Raw genomic sequence first — 17,084 nt, forward strand, 5'->3', positions numbered from 1 at the left:
GTCATGGTCACTGCGGTGGATACCCGTTCTCGCCCTACTCGTGTCAGTTAAGGAATTTTAGTCCCATCTGTCTCACTTGAGCTTGGCACAGAGGGCTGAGGCCGTGACGATCGCGGACTTCGGTACCTGTCTTACGGGCTGGGGCGATCGCCGGCAAGGCCCTCCTCCGTCGGACCTTGCCACCGGGCGACCATGGCTGAGGTGACAGCAATATTGACAGCAACGTCCCCATATGCCGACGCACCTGCACCCCATACACACGCGCCTGACCACGGTTTCGCGCAGCAGAGCAGGGTGATTGCTCCGCCTGAAGCGGACGGTCGTGCTGGTCGAGGAGGAAGTTATCTCCGCATGAAAGGGGTGTCGTAGGCAGGCGGTTGGCTGTTCATTAACTCGGCCAGGGCCCCATCAGTGAGTGCAAGGTCGAAGGCGTTGCCTGCTTGCCGCGGATCCCAGCCGTGAACGAGGGCCATGCGTATGGTCGCCGTCACGAGCGCCGGCCGTATGGCCATCGTCCGTTCTCCCCACCATGCGTCCGGCCGCGAGAAGGGAAGCGACAGACACCAGAAGGACGCGACCCGACGCGTCGGCTAGCTCCACCGCGAACGTCATCGAGCTCAACTGTTCCCCTGGCCATACGTGGGCTTACGACGGACGCACCAGCGGAATACGGTGCCGTCGACAGGGATGGGCCGCGAGCCCTTCTTCGGGATCGCCATGAGCAACCTCCTGCCCTGTTCCGTCGCTGTTCCGTGGGATGGTCGAGAACAGCGAGAAACGACGAGAGCCAGCCGCAACAGTAACCCCTGGCCAGGCTCGTGATCGGTAGGTTTCCGCAGGTGGCCACGGAGAGCATCGGAGAACACCCAGATCTACGAGGGCACCAACCAGATCCAGCGCATGGTGATGGCCCGCCAGCTCCTCAAGTAGGTTCCTGACCTGCGTAAATCTCGCATGAGCTCGTGGGGTCAGCCGTGTCCGGGACACGCGGCGAGTTCCTTGACTGAGACGCCGCCGGCCGGCATGACGCCGGCGTTGTAGTGGCGGAGCTGGTGCAGGCCCTCCTTGCGGGAGGTTGTGCAGCGGCTCCGCCGGCGGAGTCAGAGCATGTTCTTGATCGGCTGGGGTGCTTCGGGCACGGTCTGGGCGAGGATCTCGGTCGCCTCCCCGGGCGTGAGCAGGCAGCCGTCGCGCAGGAGGCTGACGGACTCCTCCCACTGTTTGCGTGCTTCGCCGTGCCGTTCCAGACGGTGCAGGGTGGTGCCGAGCCACCAGCGTGACACGGCTTCCTTCAGGCGGTGTCCGGACTCGCGGAGCAGCCGCACGGCCTCCGTGTAGCTCTCCACCGCCTCGGTCAGCCGGCCGGCGTGGCGGTAGGCGTCGCCCAGCGAATCCTGTGCCGTGCCCGAACCGGCGAGTGGGTCCGCCTTCGGCCACAGCTCCACCACCTGGCGTGCTTCCGCGATCGCCTCATCGAAGCGCCCCTGACGGTAGTAGACGTGCACCCGGTTGTTGCGGATCACGACCGATCCCACAGGGCGTTCGGCGTCGTCGTTGAGCATGACGGCGGACTCCAGGTAGCCGAGCGCGTCGTCGAGACGGCCCACGATCGTGTTGATGACACCGAGGTTGTTGAGGGCTCCGGCCTTCCTTTGGGGCAGGCCCGCGCGGTCCCAGTCGGTGAGAGCTGTCTTCAGCTGCGCGATCGCGGCGTCGTATCGGCCCTGGTCCCGGTAAACCCAGCCGAGGAAGCTGCGGAGCTGGGCCTTGTCCTCCCATGCCCCGATGCGATCGGCCACCTCGATGGCGTGCGCGTAGATGTCGGCCAGTTGCGTGTGCCAGCCCTGGTAGCAGAAGGGCCAGTGGAGTCCGATGGCCAGGCCGATGCCGCTCGCCGGGTCGGGGCCGTCCAACGCCTGCTGCGCGGCGGCGAGCAGGTTTTCCCGCTCGTCCTGGATCCATCGTCCCGCCTCCGCCAGGTCCTTGAAGGGGGTGTCGGGCAATTCGACAGGGCATCGCGGTACGGCATCGCGGCCCAGCATGGGGCTGGCCAGCCAGAGGGTGGTCAGGTAGTGGTGGAGCGCACGCCGAACGGCGGTGGTGCGTTCCTCCTCGGACAGGTCCTGGTGTGCCCGTTCGCGGGCATAAAGGCCGACCAGGTCGTGGAACTGGTAGCGGTCGGGTCCGGCGGGTTCGAGGAGGCGGGCGTCCTGTAGGCGTTCCAGGGCGGCTTCGGCGCGGTGGTGGGGCCAGCCGGTCAGGGCGGCGGCGGCAGCGGGGGTGTGGGTGGGGAGGTCGAGCAGGCCGAGCAGGGGCAGCAGGCGGGCGGCGTCGCGGCCGGTGGGTTCTTCGTGGAGGTGGCGGTGGCTGACCGCGATGCTGGCGCGGACGGTCAGGTCGGCGTACTCCAGCATGTCCAGGCGGCGGGTGGCGTCGGCCAGCCGTACTTCCAGGTCGGACAGGGTCCAGTCGGGGCGGGCGGCCAGGCGGGAGCCGACGATGCGCAGGGCGAGGGGGGAGCCGCCGCACAGGTGGACGAGCCGCTGGGTCGCCTGCGGTTCGGCGCGTACCCGGTCGGGTCCGGCCAGGCGGGACAGTAGCGCGGCGGCGTCGGCGGCATTCAGGGTGCCCAGGTGGAGGTGGCGGGCGTTGTCCAGGGTGACCAGCGGATCCCGGCTGGTGATCAGGATCCGGCAGCCGGGGCCGGCGGGGATGAGCGGGCGGATCTGGCGGACGTCGCGGGCGTTGTCCAGGATGACCAGCAGGTTGCAGGTGGCGGTCAGGGAGCGGTAGCGGGCGGCGGCCTCGCCCGCCTCAGCAGGGACGGCGGCGCCGTCCAGGCCGAGGGAGCGCAGCAGGTGGCGCAGGGCTTGGGTCGGGGTCAGCGGGTCGAGTCCGGGGGTGGATCCGTGCAGGTTGAGGTAGACGACGCCGTCGGTGAACCGGGCGGCCATGGCGTGGGCGACGTGGACGGCCAGGGCGGATTTGCCGATGCCGCCGGGTCCGTCGATCACGGTGATGGCGGGCCCGTGTGGGGGTCCGTCGGCGGAGCCTAGTGCGGTGCGCAGGCGCTGGATCTCGGTGGCGCGGGCGGTGAAGGCGTGGGTGTCGGCGGGCAGTTCGGCCGGGATGTACGGCTCGCTGACCGTGATCTGTTGCGCCGGGGTGGTCAGGTCGAGGGCGGGGTCCTTGACCAGGACGGCCTGGTGCAGGCGGCGTAGTTGGGCGCCGGGTTCGATGCCGAGTTCGGAGACCATGATCCGGCGGGTGTTCTGGTAGACGGCGAGCGCTTCGGATGGGCGGCCGGCGCGGTGCAGGGCGAGCATGAGCTGGGCGGCGGGGCGTTCGCGTAGTGGGTGGGCCCGCGCGTGTACGGCCAGGTCGGCGGCCAGCGCGTGGTGGTCGCCGGCGGCGAGGCGGAGATCGGCGTGGTCTTCCAGGACGGTGAGGTGTTCTTGTTCCAGACGGGTGGCTTCGATTCGTGCCCAGGGGGCGGTCAGTTCGGCCAGCGGTCCGCCTCGCCACAGCTGCAGGGCTGTGCGGAACAGGGCGTCCGCGGCGGCCGTGGCCCCCTGCGCTTGGGCGGTGCGGGCGCGTTTGGCCAGGCGGGTGAACCGGTGGGCGTCGATGTGGTCTGGTTCGAGCGCGAGCCGGTAGCCGCCGGGCATGGTCTGAATGATCTCTTCGGTGGTGTGGGCTCCGAGGGTTTCACGGAGTTTGGAGATCACGATGTGGAGTTGTTTGGCGGCGGTCGCCGCGGAGCTGTGCCCCCAGATGTCGGTGAGGATTCGCTCGGCGTGTACGTTCTGCCCGGTGTCCAGGGCGAGTCTGGCCAGCACGCCGATTCGTCGTTGTCCAGCGAGCCGGACCGGTTCGTCACCGGCCAGGACCTGCCACGGACCGAGAAATCTGATCTCCAGCGCCATGAGGAGCGCGCTCTCCTCCTTCAACGGAGTCGGCATCCTAACGAGATGGCCGGACCTGTTCACGGCGATGATCGACAGAACGCCATCTTGGTGTGAATTTCCGGCGTCTCGGTTCACATGTGCATGTCTAGAGTTGCAGGCTTACATGTGGCTTGCAGGCTACCGATCAGCAGGAGAGGCCACGGCAGGACTGCCCCAAGGCGCGCTCGGCCCGCCGAGCGCGGAGACCGGCGGTCACGGCGAGCAGGGGGACGTGCCCGCCGACGTTCACGGAGCAGGAGACGGACTAAAGCGGCCGGCTTTCACCGCCCAGGCATACTCCCTGGCGGCCGGCCGGCTGGCGAGCCTGGGGCGATCAACCCGGTCTCGTAGGCGAGTACGACCGCCTGAACCCGGTCCCTGAGGCCGAGCTTGGACAGGATGCGCGCGACATGAGTCTTCACCGTCGTCGGGCTGAGGCTCAGCCGGTCAGCGAGCTCGGCGTTGCTCAGACCGGTGGCGAGCAGGCGCAACACCTCCAGTTCCCGGGGCGTCAGCTCCGACAGGTCCCGGTGTACGGCTGCTTTGGCCTCGTCGCGGCGGGCGAACCGCTCGACCAGGCGGCGGGTGATCGTCGGTGCGAGAAGTGCGTCCCCTGCGCGCACCAGGCGTACCGCGGCCACCAGGTGCTCGGGGGTGACGTCCTTGAGCAGGAAGCCGCTGGCTCCCGCAGCGAGCGCGGCGTAGACGTAGTGGTCGAGGTCGTACGTGGTCAGAATGAGGACGCGGGTCTCGTTCGCGCCTTCTGCCATGATCTGCCGGGTGGCTTCGAGGCCGTCCATCTGCGGCATCCGGATGTCCATGAGCACGACGTCGGGTCGAGTACGTCGGACGGCGGCGACGGCTTCCGCTCCGTTGGCCGCCTCGGCCGTCACCTCGATGCCGTCGGCGGCGAGGATCATCCCGAACCCGCTGCGTACCAGCGCCTGGTCGTCGGCGATGACCACGCGCATAGGCCTGTTCACGTGGTGGTCCACGGAACCCGCGCCTTGATCCGGTAGCCGCCGTCGGTCTGCGGCCCGGCCTGCAGGGCGCCGCCGTAGAGGGCGAGCCGCTCCCGCAGTCCGATCAGGCCCCGGCCTTGGCCGTCTCCGGCGCGTGTCGTCTGTCTGCCGCCGGTGTCGGTGATCTCGATCTCCAGCCAGTCGCCGCGGTGGCCGATCGTGACGGACGCCGCCGCACCGGCCGCGTGCTTGATCGTGTTGGTCAGGGCCTCCTGAACGACGCGGTAGACGGCCAGGTCCACCCCGGGCGGCACTGGGCCGGGCGGCGGAGAGATCTCGACGCTGACCGGCACTCCGGCTGCGCGAACCCGTTGGATCAAGGAGTCGAGCTGGTCGAGTCCCGGTTGCGGTTCGAGCCCGTTGGCGCTGCCTTCCGCCCCTTCGCTCTCCGGCCCGGCGAGCAGGCCCATGACGTGGCGCAGTTCGGCCATGGCAGCTCGGCCACTGGCTTCGACCGCCAGCATGGCCTGCTTCGACTGGGCCGGGGTCGTGTCCATCACCTTGCGTGCCGCTCCGGCCTGGATCACCATCACGTTCACATTGTGGGTGACGACGTCGTGGAGTTCCGCGGCGATCCGAGAGCGCTCTTCCTGGACGGCCTTGCGCATGGCCTCCTCCTGCGCGCGCTGTAGTTCAGAGAATCGACGGCGGCCGACGTCGAGCTGTTGCCGCCAGGAGCGGACGAAACCGGCCGTGACTCCGGCGCTCAGCAGCACCACGAACGGCCCCAGCCAGCTGGGCAACGCCGGGACGGAGTCCTGGAAAGCGATGCCTGCCAGCACGGTGGCGAGGACGAGTCCGCCGATGGCGGGCACCCGGTGATGGCTCTTGGCCACGGCGCCATAGGCGGCGATGGCAAACGTCAGCACGGTGATCCATGTCGCGTCGTCCCGGGTGGCCAACGCCGCGGCCAGCACCGTCCAGAAGGTGATCAGTGGGTACAGCCGCCGCACCGCCAGCGGCAGCGCCGTCAGAACCACCAGGAGCGGAAGCGGGCCCGAATCCTCCTGGTCGTCGGCGGGAGGGACGGGCCGGTACAGGCGGTCAGGCACGGCATCGCCGCTTCGTGTCTGGGGAGGGGGCCGCAGTTGCAAGGACTCCAACAGGGCAGGCGGCTGTCTGTCGACGCGATGGGTACTTTCTGTGGTCGCCGCCGTCGCGGCCACTGCGACAACGGTCAAGACGATCGCGAGCAGCAGGTCGGCGAGGAGCGACCGGCGCGAGGGCCGGGTGGGTTTGCGCACAGGTCGTAGCGCATCCAGGCCGAACTGCCACCATCTACGTCGGTTGCTTGCTGTCACTGATGCATTGTTCCGGCTGCCCGGCACGTCCCGCGTCAGCCCCAGTGACCGGGTCCGCCCTCCGCCGGGAGTACATCGCAAGGATGACACCGCCGAGGGCTCCTCCCTGAGAAGGGCTCGATTTCGGCATGACAGCCGACGCGGACGGATCTCGCCGGCCTCTAGCGTCGTCGTCGCCACCGGCCGCCGGCACAGGTCCCGTCGAGGCGGCCCCCTCAGGAAGGACAGTTCATTGGGTTATGTGATGGAGAGGAATAGTACGCACAGCCCAGCCTCAGGGCACGGCACCAGCGCCGGGAAACCGACGCCGCCCCGCCGGATCCGCCGAGGCGCCACCACCGTCGCGGTCCTGCTCGCCTTCGCGGTCGCCACCCCCTGTGCCTCCGCGTTCGGTTCGGTCGTGTCCGACGCCCCCTCACGCAAACCGTCGCCCAGCTCCACCGCATCCGTCGCCGCCGATCCGTCGTCCACCCGGATCGGCACGCCGTACCTGCCCGAACCGACCGGATCCCAGCCGGTCGGCACCACGTCCCTGTACCTCAAGGACACCTCCCGCGCCGATCCCTGGGTCGCCGGCGTGAAGGCGAGAGAACTCATGATCTCTCTGTGGTACCCGACGAAATCCCGCAGCGGGAAGCGGGCCCCGTACATGACGGCGAAGGAGTCGGAGCTCATCCTGAAAGGTGAAGAGATCCCCGGCGTGCCGTACGACGCGTTGAGCAGAACGCGGACCAACGCCTTCAGCGACGCCAAACCGGCCGGACGCGAACACAGCCTGCCCCTGGTGGTGCTCTCCCCGGGCTTCACCGAGCCCCGCAGCTCGCTCACCGCGCTGGCCGAGGAACTGGCGAGCAGAGGCTATGTGGTGGCCGGCATCGACCACACCTATGAGAGCCTGGCCACGACCTTTCCCGACGGCCGGGTCACCACGTGCGTCGCATGCGAGGCGGACAAGAGCCAGGAGTTCTGGAACAAGGTGGGCCATAGCCGAGCGGCCGACGTCTCCTTCGTGCTCGACGAGCTGACCGGCGCGCACCCCATGTGGAAGGGCGCCTCGCTGATCGCCCCGTCCAGGATCGCGATGGCCGGGCACTCGGCAGGAGGCGCGAGCGCCATCGCCGCCATGCTGAAGGACCCCCGGGTACGTGCTGGGATCGACATGGACGGCACCACGTTCGCCCCGATCCCGAACAGCGGACTGTCGCGGCCGTTCCTCTTCCTGGGCGCGCAGGCCATGCACAGCCCGGGAGGCAAGGACGCCACGTGGGAACGGGACTGGGCACATCTGACGGGGTGGAAGCGCTGGCTCGTGGTGGCCGGGGCAGAGCATGCCTCCTTCACCGACACCGCGCTGCTGGTGGAGCAGCTCGGTATCCACCGCAATCCCGGCCTGTCTGGAGAGCGCGCCCTCGAGATCACTCGCGGCCACGTTCGAGCCTTCTTCGACCTGCACCTGCGCCACAAGCCCCAGCCCCTGCTGGACAAGCCGTCAACGCGCTACCCCGAGGTCAAACTGTGTGACGTCGAGCAGAAGCTGTGCGCTTAGATCGCCGCCGGGGCCAGGCTGCCGGTGCGCGGTCGGGTCCCCGGCAAACGCCCGATTCTGTGGGAACGGTGTTCAGCGGCGTGCCGGCCTACTGGCAGCGGGTGGAGATGCCGCCGCGCCCCCAGCTACAGGTGTCGATCTTCTTGAGGTCGCTGCCTCGATAGAGGCTTGCCGTGTCCCCGTCGTTGTTCCAGACGTACCACTTGCGCCCCCAGTACAAGGTCGTCGAGCTGGTGTACCCCTGGCCTGAGCGCACGGTCACCGACTTGCCGGGCTTGAGGATGAATCTCGGGAACCGGTACTTGTAGCCGGTCTCGTCCCGCAGGATCCACTTCTCGAGCTGGATGCTCTTCTTGGACGTGTTGCGCAGCACCACGTATTCGCCATTGAGTGAGGCGTTGCCGCCCCGGTCGGACCCCGGCGAGTCGTAGTACACCTTGGTGATCTGAACGACTGGGGTCGCGGCCATGGCGGACGTGGAGGCGAACGGCAGGAGTGCGGCTGCGACGCCGCTCGCCGCGAGTAGATGCTTGAGCACTGCGGGCTCCAAAAGACTCGGGATGGAACGTGACATCAATGGGACGATTGCTGTCATTCAGGGGTTGGCGACCGACGTTGTCCGCATCCGGCCACTGATTTCGGCCGGGGGGTTCGAGGTGGGGCAGGTGCGCGTTGGGGGCTGGAGCAGGCGCCCGCGAAGGGCTGGACGCTGATGTTCCCGACCGCCACCCGCGCGCCGGCGGGGGGCGGCACTATGCCGCCTACCTGGAGGACAAGGACGGGTTCGAGGTCGAACTGGTAGCCGCTGACACGCCAGCGAAACCGTCAATGCCTGGAGGTTGCCGGCCTCGAGCGACGAGCTGCGAACGATCCTGTGCGCGAGTGTTGAAATTCACAGAGCTGTACTTCTGAGAAGTATGCTTCTGTAATGTCTTCGCTTCGCAGTTGGAGGGGTCTTGATCCGGAAGCCTGAGCGCGTCTTCGGCCGTGTGAGGGAGTGGCAGGGCCTGGCAGGCTTCGCGGCACCGCAACACCGAGCGGTCGCGATGCCCGGTGCGACGCTTGGGGTCGTCAGCGGGCGACGCCGGCAGGGAAAGAGCTTCCTGCTGCAGGCCTTGGCGGAAGCGACCGATGGGCTGTATTTCGCTGCCACCGAGGCGACGGAGGCGGAATCGCTGCGGCTCTTCACCGAAGCTCTCACGCGATTCACCCGGCAGGTTGTGGAGATCCCTTTCCGGGACTGGAACGACGCCATCCCCTACATGTTCCGCACCTTCAGCGGCCGGGCGGTGCCGCTGATCATCGACGAGTTTCCGTTCCTGTTCAGGGCTTCGCCCGCACTGCCGTCGATCGTTCAGCGCGAGCTCGGGCCTGGCGGCAGCGCGCGGGAGAGCGCCGCACGGCTGATTCTCTGCGGATCAGCCATGTCCGTGATGGGCGGGCTTCTTTCCGGGCAGGCACCCCTGCGCGGACGGTCCGGCCTCGAACTCATGATTCATCCGTTTCGCTATCGGGACGCGGCGGAGTTCTGGGGGATCACGGATCCTCGGCTGGCCGTAATGCTGCACGCGATCGTCGGTGGAACGCCTGCCTACCGGTACGAGTTCACGCAAGGTGACGTGCCCGAGAGCCTCCACGATTTCGATTCCTGGGTTGCCCGCACCGTGCTCAATCCACAGATGCCGCTTTTTCGCGAGGCGCGGTATCTGCTTGCGGAAGAGCCGGAGATTCGGGATCCGGGGCTCTATCACTCGGTGCTGGCAGCGATCGCGAGCGGGAACTCGACCAACGGGGGGATCGCCAACTATGTGGGGCGCAGGTCCGATCAGATCACTCATCCGCTCACCGTGCTGGAGGATTGTGCGCTGGTCAGGCGCGAGCCGGACCTGTTCCGCTCGGGGCGCGCCCGCTATCGCATCGTGGAGCCGTTGATCACGTTCTATGAGGCGATCATGCGGCGTCGCTGGCCGGAGCTGGAGATCCACCGGGCCGAAGCCGTATGGCAGTCGGTCAGGCAGACGTTTCTCGCCCAGGTGGTGGGGCCGCACTTCGAGTCGCTGTGCCGTGACTTCGCGCTGGACGCGGGAGATTCGGTTTTCGGCGAGTTCCCGGCGGAGATCGGGGCAGGTGTCGTGCCTGATACGGCAACCAGGAGCCAGATCGAGGTCGACGTGGTGGCACTGGCCGCTCAGGAGCCGGGGAAGCCGCGGCGGATCCTGTCGCTCGGCGAGGTCAAGTGGGGTGAGGTGATGGGCCGCCATCACCTCGAACGGCTCGCGAGGGCGCGCGAGTTGCTGGGCGCAAAGGGATACGACACCCGCGACACCGTGCTCGCCTGCTTTGGAGGATCGGGATTCAGCGACGGGTTGAGCGCGACGGCCGGCGATGATCCTCGTGTGGCTCTGGTGGGGCTCGAGCGGTTGTATCGCCCATAGGTGGCCTGGATGAGCAGTTTGGGGGTGTTTCACTGCTGGTTCACTCATATGTCAGACAGCGGCATTCGATCGGTATAACGTCTGGTTTCGGTCTGTTCCTTAACCGAAGACGGGTACCGCAACATGCGCAAAGTCCTGACGCTCGCCGTGGTCGCCACCGCCTCGCTCGGCTTGCTAGCCGCCCCAGCCACCGCCGATGACCGCCCCCTGGAGCTGCCGACCGAGATCAACGGGGGCGCCTGGACCGAAGGGCACGTCCAGGGCATCGCCATCGACCGGCGCAAGGGGTTCATGTACTTCTCGTTCACCAACGTCCTCGTCAAGACCGACCTCAAGGGCAACCTCATCGGGTCGGTGACGGGCTTCACCGGGCACCTCGGCGATCTCGACTTCAACGCCAAGGACGGCCGCGTGTACGGCTCCCTGGAGTACAAGGAGCAGGAGTCGTTCTACATCGCGATCTTCGACGTCGACCGCATCACCAGCCCGAACATGGACGCCCAGACCACCGGCGTGGTCAAGACGGTCTACCTGAAGGAGGTCGTCGCCGACTACACGGCCGACATGAACGGGGACGGCAAGTTCGACGGGAACGTCGGCAACACCCCCGATCACCGGTACGGGTGCAGCGGCATCGACGGCGTGTCCTTCGGGCCGGAGTTCGGCAAGAAGCACGGCAAGCAGCTGCTCACCGTCGCGTACGGCATCTACTCGAACGTCAGCAGGCAGGACAACGACTACCAGGTCGTCCTCCAGTACGACATCCAGCAGTGGAGGAAGTACGAGAAGCCGCTCACCGAGAGCGACCCGCACAAGAGCGGCCCCGAGCAGACGGACGGCAAGTACTTCGCCTACACCGGCAACACCACGTACGGCGTGCAGAACCTCGAGTGGGACGAGCACACCGGCAACTGGATGATGGCCGTCTACAAGGGGAAGAAGCCGCAGTTCCCCAACTACTCCTTCTTCATGGTGGACGGCGGCGCGCGGCCCGCTGAGGGGGACATCGTCGGGCAGCCGCAGCCCGAGCGGGGCCGGCTGCTCACGCTGGCGCCCGGCGGGCTCCAGCACGACGCCTCCGGCGTCAGGGGATGGGAGTTCACCGGCGAGTACGGCCTGATCTCGCTGGGCGGAGGCCGCTACTACGTCTCCAAGTCCGGGACGGTCACCGACAACGGGGTCAAGAAGTACACCGGGCAGGCGCAGCTCTACCGCTGGACGGGGCAGACGCCGACCCCGTTCGAGAAGGTCGGCTGAGGCTGGGGCTGAGGACCTCCGGGGGCGGCGAGCCGCCTCCGGAGGCACGGCTCTTGAGCCCGGGTGACCTCAGATTTGCCGCAGAAGGGACAGTTGCCGCGCGCTCGACGGGCTGCCAGCGGACCGGCAGTCATGGCTGTTAGGGTCGGGCCTCGCGAACGAGCAAAGCGGTCTCGTCCTCGCGAACGAGCAAAGCCAATTCTGTGTGGGAGGGTCATGCGGGCCACGAGGAAGACCGTCACCTTGCTGATCGGGCTCGCCGCTCCGATGACGGTGGTGGCGCCCGCGGCCGACGCGCAGGCGCGTCCGGCCTGGGTCGCCTATCACGGCCTGACGGCCGCCCAGAGCGTGGATCGGGTCCGTCAGCTCAGGGATCAGGGCTTCCGCCCGATTACGGTAAACGTTTCCGACGGTGAGCGATATGCGGCCGTTTGGGTCAAGGGTGGCTCTCCGTCCAATTGGGGCGTCTGGCAGGGCATGTCGGCCGACGAGTTCCAGCAGCAGTTCGACAAGGGGCTGCGGGAAGGGGTGCAGCCGACTTCCGTCTCCGCCACCGGGCCGGCCGACTCGCCGGTGTACACGGCCGTCTTCGAGAAGAGGAGCGGGAAGTTCGTCGCCAGGTCCAACCTGACCCCCGATCAGTTCGGCGCCGCCAACAAGCAGGCCGCCGACCAGGGGCTCACGCTGACCTCCGTCGACGTGTACGGCACTTCGGACGACCTGCGGTACGTGGGCGTGTGGACGGCCAACCGGCGCGGGGCCTGGTACTGCACCTACGGCAGGACCAGGGAGCAGCACGAGGCCGCCTTCTACGCCCAGAAGAAGCAGGGGTTCCGGCCGGTCAAGGTGGCCGTGGCGCCTGACGGCACGTACACGGCGGTGTGGCGCAGGGACGGCGACAGGTCCTGGGCCCACTACATCGACATGACCTCCGCCGGCTTCCAGAAGCGGTTCGACGACCTCAAGGCCAAGGGGCTGTCCCCGGTCCAGGTGAACGCGGAGAACGGGCGTTACGCCGCCATCTGGGAGTAGGGGGCGGCACGCGGTTCACTTGGCCACGAGGATCCGGACGTCTCCCGAGTTGCTGCGGGCCGTGATGGTGTTGGGGCTCTTGGCGTCGTGCTTGAGCTCGGAACGTTCGGTGCCCTCCTTGCTGCGGGCACTTATCGCGTAGGAGGCCTCGGGCACGGTGGCCGTCACTCTGCCCTCCTGGGATCGCAGGTCGAGGGCGGTGGGCTGGCCGGCGAACGTCAGGTCGATCGCTCCGTCCGACGTCTGGCACCTGACGTCCGGCGACTTCAGCCCCTCGCCGGTCACCGGGCCCTCGCTCCGCAGCCGCAGCTTTCCCGTGGTGCCCGAGACCTGGATGCGGTCCCGGCTGGACACGTCCACCTCCTGGGTGAGGCCGTTCAGGATGACGCCGTCCGCCGCGTCGATCGACAGCCGCACGCCGGGCGGGACCTTGACGTGGTAACGGGCGCCGCAGTCGCCGAAGACCATGGTGCAGTCGGCGCCCAGACGGAGGGTGTCGTCGCGCAGGGACCAGGTGGCGTTGCCGTCGTCGGCGGCTTTGCCGCGTACCCAGCGCTCCACCTCGACCCGGCCCGCGGTGCCAGGGAGGACGCGCACGCCGCCCAGGGCGGACCTGATCTTGAGAGCGGTGCCGGTCAAGGCGAACGACTGGGCGGAGTGGACCTCCTCTGCCTCCAGGTCCACCGCGCATCCGGTGGCCGCCAACGCAACAGCGAGTGCTACCACGATTCGTCTCATGGGGACGATCGTCGCCGAGCACCGGCGGCTCGCCATCGACCATCCGGCCGAGCGCCGGCCGCCCGCCCTCGGCCATTCGGCCATTGGAGGGCGGCCGAGGGCTCTCAGAGGGCCGCGAGCAGCGCCGTGACGTGCTGGAGCGGGTCCGAGCCGAGCGGCCGGACCGCCACCGTGCCGGCTCCGGCCGCCCAGAGCGCCTTGACCTGCTCGGCCGCCGCCTCGGCAGAGCCCGCGGCCATCACCACCTCCTCGGGCGCGACCCCGAGGAAGCCCGCCTGCCCCGCCACCATCGGACGGGTGACCTCCTCGAAGTCGGCCCCGGTGTGCAGGAACGTGAAGACCACCAGCTCGTGGTCGGAATCCGCGCCGATCTGGTCGAGGATCCCCGGCAGGTGCGCGGGTCCGACGCCCTCCGGCACGATCGTGCCCTGGGCGACCCGGCCCGACAGCGCGAGCGAGCGCGGCCCCTTCACCCCGGCCAGCACGGGCGGCGGCACGGCAGGCGGGTGCACCAGGGACACGCCGTCCAGATGCACGGACTTCCCGTGCAGGGTTACCGTCTCGCCGCGCAGCAGCGCGCGTACGGCTGTGATGGTCTCCTCCAGGAGGGCCAGGGGCGACGGCGGGGCGGCCCCCACCTGGCGCATCCAGTCGCCCACGCCGTGCCCGATCCCGGCGGCCAGCCGGCCGGGATGTACCCGGGCCAGGTTGGCCAGCTCCATCGCCAGCAGCATCGGGTTGCGCAGGGGGGCGGGCGTGATGCCGATGCCGACGCGCAGCCGGGAGGTGACGGCGAGCGCGGTGGCGGCCGCCGAGATGCCGCCGGTCCACCCGAGGTCCTCCACCACCCAGAGGTCGTCCACGGACGTCTCGTCGAGCGCCTTGGCGAAGGGGATCAGCTGCTCGGGCGGCAGGTCCCGGTCGAACATGACTCCAAGTCTCACGATGCCCTCCAGTAGTAGCGGAACAACCGGCCGACCTCCGAGTATCCAGCACGCAGGAACGCGTCGGCAGTGGGGACGTTGGCGACGTCCGTGGCGGCGACGATGCGCTGCAGGCCGGCCTCGGCGAGGGTGCGGGTGCCCCTGGCCAGGAGGTCGTTGACGTAGCCGTGGCCGCGATGCTCGGGCACGACGCCGATGTAGGCGATCGAGTGGTCGTCGGGGGCCACCAGGCCGACGGGGGAGTCGCCCAGATAACCGATGACGAACCAGTCGGGCTTGGCCTTCCGGCTGATCAGGTCGTCGTACATCCATCGGGCTTCCCGCTCGGCGCCCGCCGTGGCCACCTCGATCCGCGTGTCGTAGTCGAGCGAGCCCTCGGAGATGCGGACGAGGATGTCGATCACCTCGGCCCTGTCCATGCGGCGCGCCGGGTGGTACGTCAGGCGGCCGGGGTCGGGCGGGATGTCGCTGCCTGCCACCCATTCCAGCATGAGCCGCTCGACCTCCATGGCGAACCCGGCCAGCGTCAGGGCCTCGTGCTCGACGGCGCGATCGACGACAGGATCGAGGCCCGGCTTGAGCGCGATGTCGTGGATCATCTTGCTCAGCCCCATCGTCCGCAGGCTCCGGCGCAGCAGCTCGGCCGCGGCGGCCGGGTCGGGGCCCGGATCGAACTGCCAGATGATCACCGGCTCCGAGCCGGCGAAGGGCGCCCAGAACGCGAGGCGGGCCTGCCCTTCCACGAAGCACCACTCAGGCCGGGTCCTGCCCTCGTCGAAGGCGGCCGCGAGCTGGGAGCGCCCTGGCTCGGGGAACTGGTCGAACAACGTGAAAGCCTCCGCACCTGAGGGGGCGCTCCCACGACTTCATGCGGCCGTGCGAGGGGTGCCCACGATGACATGACCATGTTCTCGCACAGCTCCGGTCAGCCGGGCCGCCCCGCCAGGCTCAGGCCGCGTTGCCGAAGGCCGAGCGGGCCTCTCCGAGGGATTCGCTCGTCTCGAAGTGCCGGTCGAGGTTGGTGATCGTCAGCAGGTGACGGATCATGCCGGGGGCGAGCACGAGGATCAGACGGCCCTTCACGCGCTGGACGTGGTTGAGCGTGGCCACCAGCACGCCGAGGCCCACGGAGTCGCAGAACGGGACCTCGGTCAGATCGACGACGAGGTTGAGCGGGTCGGCGGCCGCCATGGCCTGGTCGAGCTCGGCCCGCAATCGGGGCGCCCCCGCCACATCTAGGTCCCCCACCACGTGCAGCACCGTACAGGGGTCTTCCCGCCACGACCTGACCACCATGGGCCGTCACCTGCCCGAAACGCCGATCGTTATAGTTATTGCTTACATATGTTCTCCATTGCCGTCTTGGTCGTACTTGTAACACTCGGCTTGGGGGATGGTATGGAGGTCGTCTTCGGTTTGGCGATTTTCGGCTGGTCGCTGCCGATGATCACCTCGATGCCTTGGATGTCCGCCTTCTCTAGCTTCGCCCCCGGGATGGCGGCGGCCACGAGCTTCGCGGCGTCCTCACGCTCCGCGGCGTACCGGATGATCGTCTTCTTGTAGTCCTTCTTGGTCGTGTTGCCCGGCTCGCCGGGGACCTTGAAGCCGTACGCGACCAGCGCCGCCTTGGTGCGGGCGCCGAGACCTGTGATGAGCGTGCCGTTCTTGACCTTGAGCGTGACGCTCTTCGGCGCGATGGCGGTGTTCGTCGGCTTGGGGGAGGGCGAAGGGGTGGCTGGCTTGGCCAGGTCCTGGTCCGCGTTGATCCTGGTGAACATGTCGCGGGCGGCCTGCTTGTCCCACAGCACCGCCGACTCGCCCGTGGGCGCCTTGAAGTCGACGTTGGTCAGCGGCACGTCGGCGAACTTCACGTCTTCGAGCGAGACGTCCCTGAGCTGGGTCGCCAGGCCGAGCAGCCCGTCGTCGGGATCGACCTTGACCGTGCTCAGCGTGGAGTTGACGAACGCGGCCAGCTTGGCCGGGTTGGCCAGCGTGTCGGCGCTGAGCGCCCGGTTGAGCAGGGCCGAGATGACCTGCTGCTGCCGGTCGATGCGGTCGAGGTCGGAGCGGGCGGTGGCGCGGGTGCGGGCGTAGCCGAGAGCCTGCACGCCCTGGAGCTGGTGGGTGCCCGCGGGCAGGTTGAGGCCGGCCTTGGGGTCGTTGATCGGCACGGGTGTGCAGACGGTGACGCCGCCGAGGGAGTCGACTACGTCGATGAAGCCGAGGATGTTCACCTCGATGTAGCGGTTGATCTGCAGCCCGGTGGCGGCCTCGACGGTCTGCTTGGTGAGCTTGGGCCCGCCGAGCTGGTACGCCGAATTGATCTTGTGGTCGCCCTTGCCGGGGATCGTCGTCCAGGTGTCGCGCGGCAGGCTCACCACGGTGACCCGCTTGTGGTCCTCCGACAGGTGGATGACCATCATGGTGTCGGTGCGCTGGCCGGACTCGCGGCCCAGCTTGAGCTGGTTCTGCTGCTGGCGGGTGAGGTCGTCGCGCTTGTCGATGCCGACCAGCAGGATGTTCTCGGCGCCGCGGGCAGAGGGCGCGGACACGCCCGCGTCGACGGTGCCGATCTGCCGCGGAGTCGCCCACACCACGCCGGTGGTGACCAGGATCCCGGTGGACAGGAAACCGGCGACGAGCACGTTGCGCCGGCGGGCCTTGGCGCTCCTCAGCGGCTTGCGGGGGCGGGTGGGCGGGAGTCTGACGCCGCCGTAGGCGTCGCCGCCCACGAGCACACCGGCGTCCTCCTCGCCCGTTACCTGCCCTCCCCCTTCGCGCATGCCGTCCCCCTCTTGTCACCCGGAGGATCGGGCTTTCGATTGCCCTCCTCCCCTGGTCGTACAGTAGCGTGAGCCCCGC

Annotated in this window: 13 protein-coding genes; 4 read left to right on the forward strand and 9 right to left on the reverse strand. The window is 68.5% G+C overall.

Annotated elements, in window-relative coordinates; genetic code table 11:
- Positions 1-1,100: 1,100 nt before the first annotated feature.
- From ACIBVN_RS53265 to ACIBVN_RS53275, 3 genes are all read right to left on the reverse strand, one after another.
- On the reverse strand, positions 1,101-3,962 hold the full coding sequence (locus ACIBVN_RS53265; protein WP_397149325.1) for a BTAD domain-containing putative transcriptional regulator: 2,862 nt from the start codon (positions 3,960-3,962) through the stop codon (positions 1,101-1,103).
- A 266-nt stretch (positions 3,963-4,228) separates the two neighbouring features.
- On the reverse strand, positions 4,229-4,918 hold the full coding sequence (locus ACIBVN_RS53270) for a response regulator (RefSeq protein WP_397149413.1): 690 nt from the start codon (positions 4,916-4,918) through the stop codon (positions 4,229-4,231).
- Positions 4,919-4,926: 8 nt separating this feature from the next.
- On the reverse strand, positions 4,927-6,021 hold the full coding sequence (locus ACIBVN_RS53275) for a sensor histidine kinase (protein ID WP_397149327.1): 1,095 nt from the start codon (positions 6,019-6,021) through the stop codon (positions 4,927-4,929).
- 493 nt (positions 6,022-6,514) lie between these two features.
- Between ACIBVN_RS53275 and ACIBVN_RS53280 the strand changes: the two genes are divergently transcribed.
- A complete protein-coding gene (locus tag ACIBVN_RS53280; protein ID WP_397149329.1) occupies positions 6,515-7,816 on the forward strand; it encodes an alpha/beta hydrolase family protein in 1,302 nt (433 codons plus the stop codon).
- A gap of 88 nt (positions 7,817-7,904) precedes the next feature.
- Here the strand turns inward: ACIBVN_RS53280 and ACIBVN_RS53285 are convergent, their stop codons facing one another.
- Positions 7,905-8,354: a lamin tail domain-containing protein gene (locus ACIBVN_RS53285; RefSeq protein WP_397149331.1), complete on the reverse strand. Its 450-nt coding sequence runs from the start codon at positions 8,352-8,354 to the stop codon at positions 7,905-7,907.
- 418 nt (positions 8,355-8,772) lie between these two features.
- On the opposite strand from ACIBVN_RS53285, the gene ACIBVN_RS53290 reads away from it, so the two are divergent.
- The 3 genes from ACIBVN_RS53290 to ACIBVN_RS53300 all read left to right on the forward strand — a co-directional run bounded on the left by ACIBVN_RS53290 (position 8,773) and on the right by ACIBVN_RS53300 (position 12,540).
- Positions 8,773-10,251, forward strand: coding sequence for an ATP-binding protein (locus ACIBVN_RS53290; protein ID WP_397149333.1), 1,479 nt, complete (start codon positions 8,773-8,775; stop codon positions 10,249-10,251).
- A gap of 123 nt (positions 10,252-10,374) precedes the next feature.
- Positions 10,375-11,508, forward strand: coding sequence for a hypothetical protein (locus tag ACIBVN_RS53295; protein ID WP_397149335.1), 1,134 nt, complete (start codon positions 10,375-10,377; stop codon positions 11,506-11,508).
- Positions 11,509-11,724: 216 nt separating this feature from the next.
- A complete protein-coding gene (locus tag ACIBVN_RS53300) occupies positions 11,725-12,540 on the forward strand; it encodes a hypothetical protein (RefSeq protein WP_397149337.1) in 816 nt (271 codons plus the stop codon).
- 15 nt (positions 12,541-12,555) lie between these two features.
- Here the strand turns inward: ACIBVN_RS53300 and ACIBVN_RS53305 are convergent, their stop codons facing one another.
- The 5 genes from ACIBVN_RS53305 to ACIBVN_RS53325 form a co-directional block, all read right to left on the reverse strand.
- The gene (locus tag ACIBVN_RS53305; protein ID WP_397149338.1) at positions 12,556-13,278 is read right to left on the reverse strand and encodes a hypothetical protein; all 723 of its coding nucleotides are present in this window, start codon (positions 13,276-13,278) and stop codon (positions 12,556-12,558) included.
- Between the two features lie 104 nt (positions 13,279-13,382).
- Positions 13,383-14,222: an LLM class flavin-dependent oxidoreductase gene (locus ACIBVN_RS53310; protein WP_397149340.1), complete on the reverse strand. Its 840-nt coding sequence runs from the start codon at positions 14,220-14,222 to the stop codon at positions 13,383-13,385.
- Positions 14,219-15,049, reverse strand: a complete 831-nt coding sequence (locus tag ACIBVN_RS53315) for a GNAT family N-acetyltransferase (protein ID WP_397149342.1) — start codon at positions 15,047-15,049, stop codon at positions 14,219-14,221. The genes ACIBVN_RS53310 and ACIBVN_RS53315 overlap by 4 nt, the downstream gene beginning before the upstream one ends.
- A gap of 121 nt (positions 15,050-15,170) precedes the next feature.
- On the reverse strand, positions 15,171-15,518 hold the full coding sequence (locus ACIBVN_RS53320; protein ID WP_397149344.1) for an STAS domain-containing protein: 348 nt from the start codon (positions 15,516-15,518) through the stop codon (positions 15,171-15,173).
- 35 nt (positions 15,519-15,553) lie between these two features.
- Positions 15,554-17,005 (reverse strand): LCP family protein, encoded by a 1,452-nt coding sequence (locus ACIBVN_RS53325; RefSeq protein WP_397149346.1) that lies wholly within the window; start codon positions 17,003-17,005, stop codon positions 15,554-15,556.
- Positions 17,006-17,084 lie beyond the last annotated feature (79 nt).

This window comes from Nonomuraea sp. NPDC049400, from assembly GCF_044466425.1.
GTDB lineage: Bacteria > Actinomycetota > Actinomycetes > Streptosporangiales > Streptosporangiaceae > Nonomuraea.

Bases quoted from the DNA above. Each gene is read 5' to 3' on its own strand.
- ACIBVN_RS53265 (WP_397149325.1), bottom strand. From the start codon at position 3,962: ATGCCGACTCCGTTGAAGGAGGAGAGCGCGCTCCTCATGGCGCTGGAG.
- ACIBVN_RS53270 (WP_397149413.1), bottom strand. From the start codon at position 4,918: ATGCGCGTGGTCATCGCCGACGACCAGGCGCTGGTACGCAGCGGGTTC.
- ACIBVN_RS53280 (WP_397149329.1), top strand. From the start codon at position 6,515: ATGGAGAGGAATAGTACGCACAGCCCAGCCTCAGGGCACGGCACCAGC.
- ACIBVN_RS53295 (WP_397149335.1), top strand. From the start codon at position 10,375: ATGCGCAAAGTCCTGACGCTCGCCGTGGTCGCCACCGCCTCGCTCGGC.
- ACIBVN_RS53300 (WP_397149337.1), top strand. From the start codon at position 11,725: ATGCGGGCCACGAGGAAGACCGTCACCTTGCTGATCGGGCTCGCCGCT.
- ACIBVN_RS53305 (WP_397149338.1), bottom strand. From the start codon at position 13,278: ATGAGACGAATCGTGGTAGCACTCGCTGTTGCGTTGGCGGCCACCGGA.
- ACIBVN_RS53320 (WP_397149344.1), bottom strand. From the start codon at position 15,518: ATGGTGGTCAGGTCGTGGCGGGAAGACCCCTGTACGGTGCTGCACGTG.
- ACIBVN_RS53325 (WP_397149346.1), bottom strand. From the start codon at position 17,005: ATGCGCGAAGGGGGAGGGCAGGTAACGGGCGAGGAGGACGCCGGTGTG.